This window comes from Vibrio ulleungensis (assembly GCF_016900875.1).
Lineage (GTDB): Bacteria > Pseudomonadota > Gammaproteobacteria > Enterobacterales > Vibrionaceae > Vibrio > Vibrio ulleungensis.
Window position 1 is genome coordinate 1 of the sequence record NZ_JAFEUM010000001.1, and the last position, 13,193, is coordinate 13,193.

The window sequence follows — 13,193 nt, forward strand, 5'->3', positions numbered from 1 at the left end:
TGTGGAATGTATTTTTACCTAGGTCAATACCAATGATATGAGCTGTTGACATGGGACACCTTCCTTTGAGCGCTAAACATAGGTTAAGTTTAGCTGTGAAGAGGGACGTACCATCTCATTAAATGAGTCAGAGCGGGATTAACTTAATAGTTAAACTGGAGTTCAAATTACTTCTAGTCATGCTAAGACCTGTAGCTATGAGGATCTGTTCAACTAACCCAACACATTTTGGTAGAACTAGGAAATCCATCATTAGCCCTTGCGGATTCACTGGTATGCATTTAACGGATATCAGTTATAAGAACATATAATTTTTACTCATCGATACTTTTGGTTAAATTCTGTCCGTCAGCGAGTTTAAAAGGAATTACGACTTGTTTATTTATAATTATGAGGGTAATTCAAATGGCAATTTCTTTAGTCAAAGGACAAAAGATCAGTCTTGAAAAATCAGACGGTCAGCAACTCACTAACATCTGTGTTGGCGTTAACTGGGGCGCAATCATGGAGCGCAATTTCTTAGGTCGCAGTAAAGCGGTGGCTGTCGATCTTGATGCGTCAGCAATCACGTTTGATGTTAATAGTAACGTTCTAGATGTTGTATATTTCGGTAAGCTATCAGCGCAAGGTATCCAGCATTCAGGCGATGATCTTGTTGGTGATGTTGGCGGTGATGACGGCTTAGATAATGAAATCATTGATGTTCGCTTAAATCAATTGCCAAGCAATGTTGATAAAATTGCTTTTGTTCTGAATTCATTTAATCGTCAAGATTTCAAAAATATTCCATTCGCTTCTATCCCTGTGTTTGAAGGAAGCATGACACATATAGACAAGGTTCACGCTCAATTTGATATTGCAAATGATCCCAAATTTGCAGGTTCAGTTTCTATGGTGCTTGCGAAAATGTATAAGCATAACGGTAACTGGAAACTTGCCGCAATTGGTGAAGTCACCCGTGACCAAAGTCTTGAAAATACCGTAGCTACGGTTCAAAACGCTTACATCTAAGTAGGAATCAAAGTCATGGTTGAAATCCTAATTCCTTTTTTGGCGATCATCTCGTCATGTTACTTATTAAAATACTCGTGTGATACATTCGAGCAATCTGCGGCTTATCTTGGGAGAAAGCTTCCACCTGGTATTAAAGGGGCGACAGTTAATGCAGTTGGCTCATCAATGCCTGAAATGTTTGTCGTGATCAGTTTCCTGTTCTGGTTCAATGATCCAGACATGGTAATGGTAGGTCTTGGTGTAACGGCTGGCTCAGCAATTTTTAACGGCTGTGTTATTCCTGCACTGTCTATTTTGATGGCAAAAGATGAAAACGGTAAATCAGTTAGTGCTATCTCTCTAGATAAAGGCAGCTTACTACGTGATGTTTTCTGGGTGCTTTCGGCAGAAATTATGCTTGTCGTATTCCTCGGCTTCTCTCAGATGACCCTATGGATGGCATTGGCGCTTAACGCTTGTTATTTAGGTTACGCAATTCACTTATATGTCGATTCTAAGCGCAACTCGGATAGTGTTGATGAAGAAGAATATGAGTATGAAGAGATCAAATCTCGTGGCTTTTTCATTAACATACTTACTTTTAACTTCAATGCATTGCTCTTTAAAAATAAAGAATTTAGTTTAGCTCGTGCTATTGCTGTGTTGTCACTATCAATTATTGTGATTGCAAGCGCATCTCACTTATTAGCAGATGGTGTGATTGATACAGCAGATGTGCTTGGTGTTCCAGACTTCTTTGCAGGCTTAATTTTCGGTGCGGCGGCTTCATCGATACCTGATCTTATCTTGTCAGTGAAAGATGCGAAAAATGGTGACTATGAAGATGCGGTAGCAAATCCACTAGCATCAAATACATTCGATACGACTGTAGCATTTGCATTACCGCTTTGTGTTTGGTTTTTGCTTAACGGTAAAACAGAGCTGGCTATGCAAACAGGTGAAGATTTAAACATCTTACGCTGGTCAATCATCGGTATTACGGTTGCAGTAGCTTGTAGTCTTCTATTCAATCATAAAAAAGTTACAAAGAGCATTGCGTTCTTACTTCTAACTATCTTCGCTGCTTGGGCAGGAAGTATGTTCTACATCATCTAAAGTCGATAGGCGGTAACGCCTATCCATATAACACTTTAATTAAATTACGAGAGAGAAATTATAATGGCTGTATCACTTCAAAAAGGTGGCAACGTATCACTAGAAAAAGCGGCACCTGGAATGACTAAGTTGGTTTTAGGTCTTGGCTGGGATGCTCGTGTCACAGATGGTGCTGAGTTTGATTTAGACGCAAGTGCCTTCATGTTGAATGAGCAAGGCAAGGTTACCAATGACAATGGTTTTGTTTTTTATAATAACACGTTGTCTCAGTGTGGCTCTGTTAATCATAAAGGCGACAACCGTACTGGCGAGGGTGATGGTGACGATGAATCAATTGAAATTGATTTATCAAAAGTTCCTGCTGACATCTCTAAGGTTTCTGTTGGTGTAACTATTCATGAAGCTGGTGCTAACAACCAAAACTTTGGTCAAATCTCAAATGCATTCATCCGAATCGTCAATGCTGAAACTAATGTTGAAGTGGCTCGTTACGACTTGTCAGAAGATTACTCAACTGAGACCGCCCTATTGTTCGGTGAAGTCTATAAGCATAACGGTGAGTGGAAATTCAAAGCAGTAGGTCAGGGCTTTGAAGGCGGTCTTGCACCAATGGCACGTAACTACGGCATCAATATTTAATCATCGTTCTCAATTTTATAAGAAGGTATATCAAATGGCTGTTTCTTTACAAAAAGGCGGTAATGTTTCTTTAGACAAAGCTGCACCAGGAATGACGAAACTTGTTTTAGGCTTGGGTTGGGATGCTCGTGCAACAGATGGTGCTGATTTTGATTTGGATGCGAGTGCATTCATGCTAGATGCTCAAGGCAAAGTTAAAAGCGACAACGGTTTTGTATTTTATAACAACCTTGTTTCTGAGTGTGGCTCTGTAAACCATGATGGTGATAACCGTACTGGCGAGGGTGATGGTGACGATGAAACCATTCGAGTTGATTTAGCAAAAGTGCCTGCTGATATTAGCAAAGTTTCAATCGGCGTAACAATTCACGAAGCGCAGCAAAGAATGCAGAACTTCGGTCAAGTTTCAAATGCGTTCATCCGTATTGTAAACGCTGATACAAATGTTGAAGTTGCTCGTTACGATCTATCAGAGGACTACTCTGTTGAAACTGCTCTGTTGTTCGGTGAAGTTTACCGTCACAACGGCGAGTGGAAGTTTAAGGCTATCGGTCAAGGTTTCCAAGGCGGCCTAGCACCTATGGCTCGTAACTACGGAATTAACGTATAAAAGAACCCTCAGGCTAGGAAGATGGATTTACCTAGCCGCTTTTCCTATGGAAGCCCTTTCTAGAGTTATTAGGTTAAAGTTATGTCTCGTGGTGAAGCGCAAATCATTCGTTTAGTTTTTCAATTAATGGGCTTTATGATCACAGCAGGTTTTCAAGCCCTTGCCTTCGTTTTCTCAGTATGTATTCCTGGGTTAAGTGGTCAAAGAAGAATGCGATCAGGCGATAGTGGTTGGGTCTATGTTATCTCCAATCCTAGCTTACCTGGAATGGTCAAGATTGGAATGACAACACGACATGATTATCAAACGAGAATAAATGAGTTAAACCGATCTACTTCTATTCCTACACCATTTAGAGTCGAGTTTGTACATCCTTGTCAAGATCCACTAGGTTTAGAGCAAAAACTTCATCAAATCTATTCGGGCTATAGAGTCAATAATCGCAGAGAATTTTTTAGCATTTCACCTCATGAAGTAAAGCAGAAGATAGAGCAAATAGATAATGTTGTTGAAAGTAACTTCTTCAACTTTAAAGCAATAGGTTTCTTTGCCATCGCCTTTATTATCATTGTTGGAATTGCAAATTCCGGTTCGGATTACAATCGCTCAGAAACGGTAAACGCTACTAAAACTCAAATAGTACAAAAAAAGTACGTGGTAACAGCAAACAGTCTAAATGTTAGGTCGGCTGCTAGCACCAATAGCTCAGTCGTCAATGAATTAACTAAGAATCAAAAAGTGAACGTTATTGATATTGAAGGCACTTGGTCTTTGGTTGCTTCAGATAACATAAAAGGGTGGGTGGCATCTAAATATCTTAAATACACACCTAGTTAATTACCTTCCAATTCCACTGTTGTCATGAACTATTGACTGTTTGATTGCTTATATTAGCCTACTGTCGAATTTGTCAAAGTTCATTTCGTTTCAAATGACGGGTCGTAACTCACTTTTGTCCAATAGCTCGCTAGATATTGATCAAAATATACTACTCCCTGACGCCAACGATAACGTTGGCGTTGTTGTCTACGTAGAATAGAATAGTGTCAGCTACTGCGCCTTTTCTGCCTCATGGGCAGCTCTTGCCCACTGGTCAAACGCCTGCGGATCATTATGGCTTTGTTCAACAGACACAATGACAATAAACTTGTCTGTCTGACATATCCTCTTCACCCCTATCGCATAAGTGCTGGTGTATAAGCCCGTGTCGTTATTGATACAGTAATCATCCTCCGCACGGCCACCAGACAATGCACAGGCCTTTTTAAACGCTGTTGGGACATCCATGAACGATTCAATGCAAACATTGGCGTCAACACGGGAAAAGCCTTTTTCGTTGATCACGATGGGACTTACAGTGCCACTGAGTGGGTCGAGCATCAGTTGTATATCGTGAGCGATTGAGCCATCAAACTCAGCCACTTCGTTATTAGAAATATTAGAACAGGCAACAAGGCCAAGAGTCAGTGCGCATACGGCGGCTACCTTGCCACCTAGCGTGATTTTTTTAAGCATAACTTTACAAAGGTTAATATATCCATATATGAGCCTTGTATCTTATTGATTAGTAAAAACAAATAAAACTCAATTCTGCGTTTTTCTAATCACATCACACATTTTCTTCGTTCCACAATGATTCTTTTGATAGACGAAGGTTTTAATAATCTATGTTTCACTGATGGCACAAGACACTAATTAAGAAAATAGCAACTAATAAAGAATGGTTCGGAATTTCGGTTTCCAAAAGAAGACTATTCTTGAACGAAATCAAAGTCTTTAATCAACATTACCTATAGGTTGTTGAGACGGTATTTAGATCGGTACAAAGGATATGGACGATTTAACCCTAGAAGACAAGATTTATGGCTTGTCTGAATTTTGGAAAACCGCTTGCTATAACTTCGTTTATTTCGACAAGATTCCAGATCTCAATTTTGATGATGCCTACCGCAGTTATATCCCCAAAGTTATCGCTACAACAGATACCTACTCCTATTACCGACTATTACAGCAGTTTTGCGCGTTGCTAAAGGATGGTCACACCAACGTATTTCTACCTGAAAAGCTGCAGCGAGATTTTCTTGGTCAACCTCCACTCACTCTCATCGAGCATTGCAACAACGCTGTGATCGTTGCGGTAGCAGAAAAAATTGCTAACGATATACCTGTTGGCTCAGTAATTAAAACCATCAATGATCGACCAGTAGACGACTACATCGCAAAGTATGTAATGCCTTATATTTCGGCATCGACTGAGCATGTACGAGTCAGTGAATCTTACGCTAAAGCTTTACAAGGGTTGGTTGATACTGAGGTTGAGTTTGAGGTTCTAACCCCGACAAACATGTTTCGAAAATGTAAGCTAAAAAGGCAACCACTGGGCCCCCAACAAGCCTACCAACGTTTATCGTTACCCTCTGGTGGTGAAAGCCGTTTTAAACTACAGAAGCTCGATTCAGATATCCTTTACATCGCTTTGAATAGCTTTGAGGACAAATCCATCCTAGACGATTTTGAACGTTCATTTCCCACAATTAAACAGTCAAAAGGGCTTATCCTCGATCTTAGATTCAATGGTGGAGGATCGACAACTATAGGTAATACTATATTGTCACACCTCATCGATAAACCTGTGCAAGGCGCATCGACCCAGTCTCGTCAACACATTGGAAACATGAGTGCCTATGCTCAAATCATGGAGCATGTAGATCTAAACTTACTTGATTCAGATTCACTGGCAATGCTTGAAAAAATATCTCAATCACCACAGTACAATAAATGGACCAGCAGTGATGGGGATTGGCTTGAACCTGCCGAAGATACAAAAACAGACATTCCAATTTATGTACTGATAGGACACAACACCGCTTCTGCCGCAGAAGATTTTTTAGTGCAATTACGCTCTATTGACTATATCAAAACCGTAGGGAGTCCGTCGTTTGGCAGTACAGGCCAACCGCTGTTTGGTCAATTACCTGGTGGTGGAAGCTTTCGAGTATGTACTCTTAGGAATACCTACCCTGATGGAACCGAGTTTAATGGAGTAGGGATTCAACCTGACCTACCCTTCCTCCCAACGTTGAGCCAATTTCTGTCGGGACAAGATCATACACTGTTGTTCGCTTTAGAAGCGATTAGGTGTGAACTTGCTTCAACGTGAGCACGAAACTTCAATTGCTAGGCACATCGATTCGGTGACACTATTTGAATGGATTCGGACTATGCCCATGAATTAGCTCGCCCGTTCTTGGATGAGTAAAGTAAATATCACTGGCATGGAGCATTAAGCGCTGTGCCTGGCCTTCGATTTCAGAGCTGTCACCTTTACCGAAGCTATTGTATAGATCACACCCCAATATCGGGTGACCAAACTCGAGGCTATGGATACGTAATTGATGAGTACGACCAGTAATTGGTGTGTATTGCACTAAGGTTCTAGCCGGGTTTTCTAAACGAGTGACAACCTGATAGTCACTGACCGCCCTTTTGCCCGTAGCGTCACAAATCTTCACACGGGGAAACAACGCCTTATCTTTGGCAATGGGGGCCGATATTTGACCAGTGTCGGCTTCCACCCATCCATTAAGCATCGCCAAATAACGCTTTTTGACTGTTCTGTCCTGAAACTGTTTATTCAAACTTTTAGAGGCTGCGCTGTTTAGCCCCACCACCATGACGCCTGAAGTCCCTAAATCGAGTCGATGTGGTAATTTTGCGCTTGCATAAGCAGGGGTTGCTTTGTTCGTCGAGGTCGCGCACTGGCCATTCACCAAGCGATAATGGACAGAGTCCCAGTTGAGCGGGTTTTTACCCGATAGGCTTAGTAATCCACTGGGCTTATCGATCAGCAATATATCGTCATCTTGATAGAAGATCTCTACCCTTTCGACACATTCAGGTGCCACAAAGTTGTCAATAATTTCATTTTTTGCTAGGTCTAGATTGGACATTGAGAGCGCCTGAAGAAAAAACGAGTGACAGTTATAGTACGGGCACGTTGAGTTGACCACTACTTTATCGGATAACAAGCCATGATTCTAACGTGTAAGCTATTTGAATTGAATTAACCGCTACAACGCTCCGCAGGGTAATTTCCAACCGCCTTCCTGCGCCACTAAACGACTTAAGTGCAAAGGTAATAAGTCCAATATTCAGTCTTTACCTTCGTCGATAGAGGCAATGGTAAATACCACTAGAAGCATCAACCGCTTTAACATCGCTAAACCTGTTACTCACACTTTCCACCTGAAAAGGACGGATTTCATCCGTCATATCGAATTGTTGGTATTAAAAAATCGTCTATATGATGACCACAAGTTAAACAACACATCAACTTACTAAAACCATTTGAGGTCATTATGAACACATCAACACTAACCACTAAGGCGCAATTTGAAAGCGGTACACTATTCGAAACAAGCGAGGAAATGTTATACGTTCTTCAATTAAACGGCAGTTGGTATGAAATGGGGAAACAGTACGGAACGCTTGCCAAAGATCATATGCAAGCGATGTACGACGCTATCGTTCAACCAGAGTTTGATAACGGATTAATTAGCCAAAAAGATGCGTATGAATTGTTTGGTACACGAGTATTTGCTGCACTTTCACTGCGTCGTAAGCAGTACTTCCAAGGCGTTGCAGATGGTTTGGGCTGGCCACTTGAGAAAGTGATTGTGCTTGACCAAAGTGGCCCAATGGCGATTTACCTTGGAAAACTTCACTCATTTTCTGGTTGTTCTTCTCTGGCCACTTGGGGTGAGAACACTGTAGATGGGCATTCAATTATTGGCCGTAACATGGACTGGAGTGAGCTATTTTTAGACTTCCCAATCTATGCAACAGTATACAACCCAACAGATGGTTCGAATGGCTTAGTCAACGTTAGCTGGCCCGGTTGGCAGTGGATGGTAACTGGATTCAATGATAAGGGCGTCTACACTGACTTACATGACGGTACATCAATGGGTGGCAATATTGTGTCTGTTGAGAAACCATCGTTCTTAAACACAGTCTTTGATTTCATCGCAGAGTCTGATTCTATCGAAGCTTTAAGCTCACGCTTTCAGGCGTCTCGTACAGACATCGCGGCCATTTGGATGTTAGCGGACAAGAGTGGCAAAGCTTGCGCCTATGAAAATACCATACAAGAGAACAGACAGCGCGTCAGTGACAAGAACGCGAGTTCATTTGCAACGGTCAATACTTTCCTTAATCCTGATTGGGGTTTAGGAATCCGTGAAACACAAAGTTTTTCGTTGAAACGCCTTGAAAACTTAACCGCTCGTCATGACGAACAAGCTGGTGGAATTGATGCTGGATCAATGTGCGATATTTTTGACCTACCTCTATACAACCAAGACGGTAGCTTTAAAGAGAACGGTGGCGTGACTAAGCCAACGAATCAAGATGTTGACCTGACTAACTATCAAGTAGTTGCAGACCTAAATGAGCTACAAATGTGGGTGAAGTTACCCGCACTAGGTAGCGACACAAACTGGGCGCACATTGACGTGCGGTCACTGTTTAATACTCTCTAAACACCATCACATTTCGGACATGGCATAGCCTGTTGTTTCGCAAAAAAAAAGAGTGGCCTAATTAGGTCACTCTTTTGTTTGCGTGTTACACAGCTCAGCTTTCGAGAACAGCGTAAAGCCCCTAAATTGACTGCAACCAAGTGTATTATTGACCCTTCCTCGCCTGTGAATACTGCATGGATAAAAAGTGCTTCACGTAAGCATCGGTCGCTGTAATGATCGATTTTTTCACTTCCATAATTTGCTTGGAGTGCGGATTCCAAAGAGCGAATGAGAACTTCATTCCCATCTTTAACTCGTCCAACTCTAGTGGCTCGAGACTCTCAGTTACATACGGTGACTCGGACATTACTTTTGGCAACCAAGCCCAGCCTAGATCGTCTTGTACAAGCTTTATGACTAACGCGAGTTGATCCACTTCTTCATGAACCGCAGATACCAATAGCTTCTCTTTCAAACCTTCTTCTGTAAATGCACTTAAGATAAATTGACGCGTTGTACGAAGCGCACTTAGCACTTCTTTGGACGAGAGTTTAGAAAGCTTGCCTCCTTTTTTAACGAAAGGTACAAATTCTAGGTGGCCGATAAACGTCGAGTCTTTGCTGTACATGCCCTTACCTTTATCGATCATCACAAAGCCAAAATGGATATCGCCAGTAGCAAGTCCTTCTTCTATCTGACTTTTTGTTCTAACCACGAAGTTAACTTTCATGTTCGGGAAGTCTTGCTCAAGTTGCGCGCGAATGGAAGAAAGCAAGCGGTGCGGCGTCATACTAGGATAGCCGAAATTAATACTTTCAAGGCCACCATACGAGAGACTTAACGCGATGTTATCGAAGATCCGTGACTGCTCAATCGTTGACTTGGCATAGTGGTAAAGTAGCTGCCCTTCTTCGGTTGGTTCAACCGTTCGACCAACCCGTTCAAACAGCTCTACGGCTAACACATCTTCAAGGTTAGTGATCACCTGACCCGTTGTTGTGCGGTGTTTGTTTAGGCGGGCGGCGGCTTTACTAAAGGAGCGCTCTTCGTAGACGGTTACAAAGGCGAGTAACTGTTCAATACTAAAGTTCATGCGTTGTTCCCAATTTACATTCCATTAACTACAACCTATCAGATATTTGCAGGATTATGTAATTCAAAGACCTGATTATGATGAATAGTTCATAGGGTTCTTAAAAGCCGATTGAGAAAAATAGTCTCGACTATTTTGCAACTTTCCTTCGCATTCACGAATTATTGTTCGCGGCGCATTACATCTCTATCACCCAATAAATAGCCAGCACCCGTGCACACTTTCGTCGTATTTGACGCTAAAAGTCGTTAAGTACGCTGCATCTTCGCTTAAAGCCTAAGGGCTGAATAAAGTCTGTTTGCACTAAATTCGTCACATCATGATTGGTCATAAATTTGCTAGCCGAACGAGTTTGGATAAGGACGTACGCAATCCGTCATACACGAGTTATTGATTGCGAAAATTCACACAATAATGATGGAGAACGGAGACAAGAGCAGCTCGCTGCTCAATTCAAAGGAGGGTAACTCATCCACTTAAACAGGTACACACAATGACCATCCAAATCAAACTGGCACTATCAACTTTAACTTTGGCAGCAGCGGCCCCTTTATTTGCCGCAGACTCAACACCGAACCCATCCGACTTAACTGAAACCAGTACTTCAGCCTATTTTGGCCTTAGCAACCAAGGTTCAGTGAAAGGTTCTATTTCTGGCGATTTTCATTTTGATAATGGTCAAACAGGGATGCTAACCGTAGAAGGAACGATGGATAAAGAGGGTAAATATTCGGATAGCCGACTTCAATACTTCCATGTTTTTTCAACCGAAAGCCACACGCTACCAAAAGCTGCGCTGTCTATTGATGTTATTGATAATGCCATGTTTACCTCTGTGTCTCTTGGAGGAGTTGCGGCCATCAATGCTGGAGTTAAAGGATTACAGTTATTTCCGCGCCTAGGTCTATTGGCGGGAGAGTATTCAGAAGAATCAGTCGCCTCATTTAATGCAACCGATAAAGAAGCGCTCGGGGGTTCGGCGGCATTTTATGTCATGTACCAACTTGGCAATGATGGCACCTACATTGGCGCATGGCCCGAGTACAATTATTTGGATGGCGCTATAGAAACCTCGATGCTCAAATCAACTTTGATGATTGCTACCCCGTTTTCCAAAGACAAAACTCGCTGGGGACAACTAAAAGTTGATAACACCACTGGATACATGCAGTCTCAAACCCAATCTATAGATTTTGACGACACTGTCGTCTGGGCCAACTACAAATTCTACTTTTAACCTTTCGACCGATCTTATAAGCAGTGCTACAAGCACTGCTTTTTTCGTTTTTGCCTAACTAAGAATTAACGCTTTTAGAATCGTTCTATTCTGACTGTACGATTTTAATTCAACTATTCCGATTACGCAGCGAGCTCCAATAAAAACGCTATTTAGCCGTTACTTAGTAGCATTCACCTTCAAATAGCCTTCCATCGACACATTTCATCCATCGATTCATAAACACACTTTATGACGTATCGGATCCGTCTTATGTGATTCGAAGGACTGACAACAATCATCAATAATGTGAATCAAAGAAACGCTCACCGCCCAAAAAATTCACTGGATTCAATATTGGAGTTATAGACTATGCACACACAAACTAAACGCATTAAACCCGTTGTACTTGCCATGCTAGTGGCAATGTCACCAAACGCTTTTTCTTACGACATGGTAATTAATAATGGCCGAGTTATGGACCCTGAAACTGGGTATGACCAAGTCGCCAATGTTGCGATTGAAGATGGAAAGATAGTCGCGATCACCAACGAAGATATAGATGGCGACAAAGTCATTGATGCCGAAGGGCTTGTCGTTGCACCCGGGTTTATTGATACACACTCACACGTCGTCGCCATCCCGATCATGCAAAAGCTTCAGCTGCGAAACGGCGTAACCACCCCATTGTCATTGGAGGTCGGTGCGTATCCTGTTAATGCTTGGTACCAACGTCTGGAAGGTCGTTCTCAAACCAACTTTGGCGCGAGTGTCTCGTCTGCTGGTATTCGCACTAAAGTGTTTAATGACAAATACAACACCCGTACGGGTACAATGATTAACGATATTTTTGATCCTGAAGAGACTAAAGCGTCGCAAATCAGCGGAGAGGCGCTCAGCCACATTGCAACGCGCGAGCAAATTAGTCTGATCTCAGAAATGGTAGATAAAGAGCTAAAAGATGGCGGACTCGGTATTGGCGTTCCGGTTGGTTACATGTCTAAAGCCGCAACGACTATCGAAACAACTGAGTGGCAGAGGCTCGCGGGTGAATATGGTGTGCCAACTTTTTTGCATGGCCGATTCTCTAGTCAACTTCCACCAAACTCAGGGCTGACTGGCATTGAAGAGATGTTATCGAGCGTTGGTATTTATGGTGGTGGCTTATTAGTTCAACACATTCATCAACAAACACTGGGCGAAACACCCGAAGCGCTAAAAATGCTCGACGATGCTAGAGCAAAAGGGATGAATGTTGCAGCTGAAATCTATCCATACAACTATGGCGCAACCATTGCTGCAGCAGACTATTTAGAACCAGAAAACTACCAGCGCAATATGGCGCGTGATTACTCCGACATCATCGAAACAGATACAATGAAACCTCTTACCAAAGAGCGTTATGAACAGTTGATAAAAGAGGACCCGCAGGCCAGTGTGATGTTTTACGGCGCGACGGATGAAGACCTTAAAAAAGCGCTGGCCCATGGGTCAACAATAGTCGGAAGCGACGCCTTTCCCCTGATGAAGAGTAACGGAATGATGGCCTACAACTGGAATACACCGTATGAAGGATTACAAGGTCACCCAAGAGCGTCAGGTACTCAAGCTCGTGTATTAAAGATGGTGCGAGAAGACAACTTGATGCCTCTTATGTCTGCCATTTCTAAAATGTCGTACATGCCTGCGAAATTTCTTCAAGAAAATGGCATCGAACAAATGAGTAAGAAAGGTCGCATTCAAGTAGGCGCAGATGCCGACATTACCTTATTTGATCCCGAAACTGTCACGGACAACTCGACGCTAAAAGAGCCTGGCATACCATCAACTGGCATTCCATACGTCGTTGTTAACGGTACGCTCGTCGTTGAGGACTCAACCGTTCTAGAAGGTGTATACCCAGGTAAAGCGGTTCGCAACAGTGTGATTCAATAACGTCAATAGGCCGCTCCATCATGCAAAGCAGACGCTTCAATTGAACGCTATGTCTGCTTTTTGATGAGC

12 protein-coding genes are annotated in these 13,193 nt (G+C 42.4%); 9 read left to right on the top strand and 3 right to left on the bottom strand.

Going from position 1 to position 13,193, the window contains the following annotated elements; genetic code table 11:
* Nucleotides 1-405 precede the first annotated feature (405 nt).
* From JQC93_RS00005 to JQC93_RS00025, 5 genes are all read left to right on the top strand, one after another.
* Nucleotides 406-1,011 (top strand): TerD family protein, encoded by a 606-nt coding sequence (locus JQC93_RS00005; RefSeq protein WP_205156433.1) that lies wholly within the window; start codon nt 406-408, stop codon nt 1,009-1,011.
* Between the two features lie 15 nt (nt 1,012-1,026).
* Nucleotides 1,027-2,109 carry a sodium:calcium antiporter gene (locus tag JQC93_RS00010; RefSeq protein ID WP_205156434.1) on the top strand — a complete coding sequence of 361 codons (1,083 nt, stop codon included), beginning with the start codon at nt 1,027-1,029 and terminating at the stop codon, nt 2,107-2,109.
* 63 nt (nt 2,110-2,172) lie between these two features.
* On the top strand, nt 2,173-2,748 hold the full coding sequence (locus tag JQC93_RS00015) for a TerD family protein (protein ID WP_205156435.1): 576 nt from the start codon (nt 2,173-2,175) through the stop codon (nt 2,746-2,748).
* A gap of 34 nt (nt 2,749-2,782) precedes the next feature.
* Complete coding sequence (locus JQC93_RS00020) at nt 2,783-3,358, top strand: TerD family protein (protein WP_205156436.1); 576 nt, start codon at nt 2,783-2,785, stop codon at nt 3,356-3,358.
* Between the two features lie 81 nt (nt 3,359-3,439).
* Complete coding sequence (locus JQC93_RS00025; protein WP_205156437.1) at nt 3,440-4,195, top strand: GIY-YIG nuclease family protein; 756 nt, start codon at nt 3,440-3,442, stop codon at nt 4,193-4,195.
* Between the two features lie 213 nt (nt 4,196-4,408).
* Here the strand turns inward: JQC93_RS00025 and JQC93_RS00030 are convergent, their stop codons facing one another.
* A complete protein-coding gene (locus JQC93_RS00030) occupies nt 4,409-4,873 on the bottom strand; it encodes a hypothetical protein (protein WP_205156438.1) in 465 nt (154 codons plus the stop codon).
* 316 nt (nt 4,874-5,189) lie between these two features.
* On the opposite strand from JQC93_RS00030, the gene JQC93_RS00035 reads away from it, so the two are divergent.
* Nucleotides 5,190-6,518, top strand: coding sequence for a S41 family peptidase (locus JQC93_RS00035; protein ID WP_205156439.1), 1,329 nt, complete (start codon nt 5,190-5,192; stop codon nt 6,516-6,518).
* A 40-nt stretch (nt 6,519-6,558) separates the two neighbouring features.
* Here the strand turns inward: JQC93_RS00035 and JQC93_RS00040 are convergent, their stop codons facing one another.
* Entirely contained in the window at nt 6,559-7,308 is a 750-nt protein-coding gene (locus JQC93_RS00040; protein ID WP_205156440.1) for an RluA family pseudouridine synthase, read from the bottom strand.
* A gap of 408 nt (nt 7,309-7,716) precedes the next feature.
* On the opposite strand from JQC93_RS00040, the gene JQC93_RS00045 reads away from it, so the two are divergent.
* Nucleotides 7,717-8,898 carry a C45 family autoproteolytic acyltransferase/hydolase gene (locus JQC93_RS00045; protein WP_205156441.1) on the top strand — a complete coding sequence of 394 codons (1,182 nt, stop codon included), beginning with the start codon at nt 7,717-7,719 and terminating at the stop codon, nt 8,896-8,898.
* Nucleotides 8,899-9,043: 145 nt separating this feature from the next.
* Here the strand turns inward: JQC93_RS00045 and JQC93_RS00050 are convergent, their stop codons facing one another.
* Nucleotides 9,044-9,973 carry a LysR family transcriptional regulator gene (locus tag JQC93_RS00050; RefSeq protein ID WP_205156442.1) on the bottom strand — a complete coding sequence of 310 codons (930 nt, stop codon included), beginning with the start codon at nt 9,971-9,973 and terminating at the stop codon, nt 9,044-9,046.
* A gap of 493 nt (nt 9,974-10,466) precedes the next feature.
* Between JQC93_RS00050 and JQC93_RS00055 the strand changes: the two genes are divergently transcribed.
* Nucleotides 10,467-11,210 carry a hypothetical protein gene (locus tag JQC93_RS00055; RefSeq protein WP_205156443.1) on the top strand — a complete coding sequence of 248 codons (744 nt, stop codon included), beginning with the start codon at nt 10,467-10,469 and terminating at the stop codon, nt 11,208-11,210.
* A gap of 351 nt (nt 11,211-11,561) precedes the next feature.
* Entirely contained in the window at nt 11,562-13,124 is a 1,563-nt protein-coding gene (locus JQC93_RS00060; RefSeq protein WP_205156444.1) for an amidohydrolase family protein, read from the top strand.
* Nucleotides 13,125-13,193 lie beyond the last annotated feature (69 nt).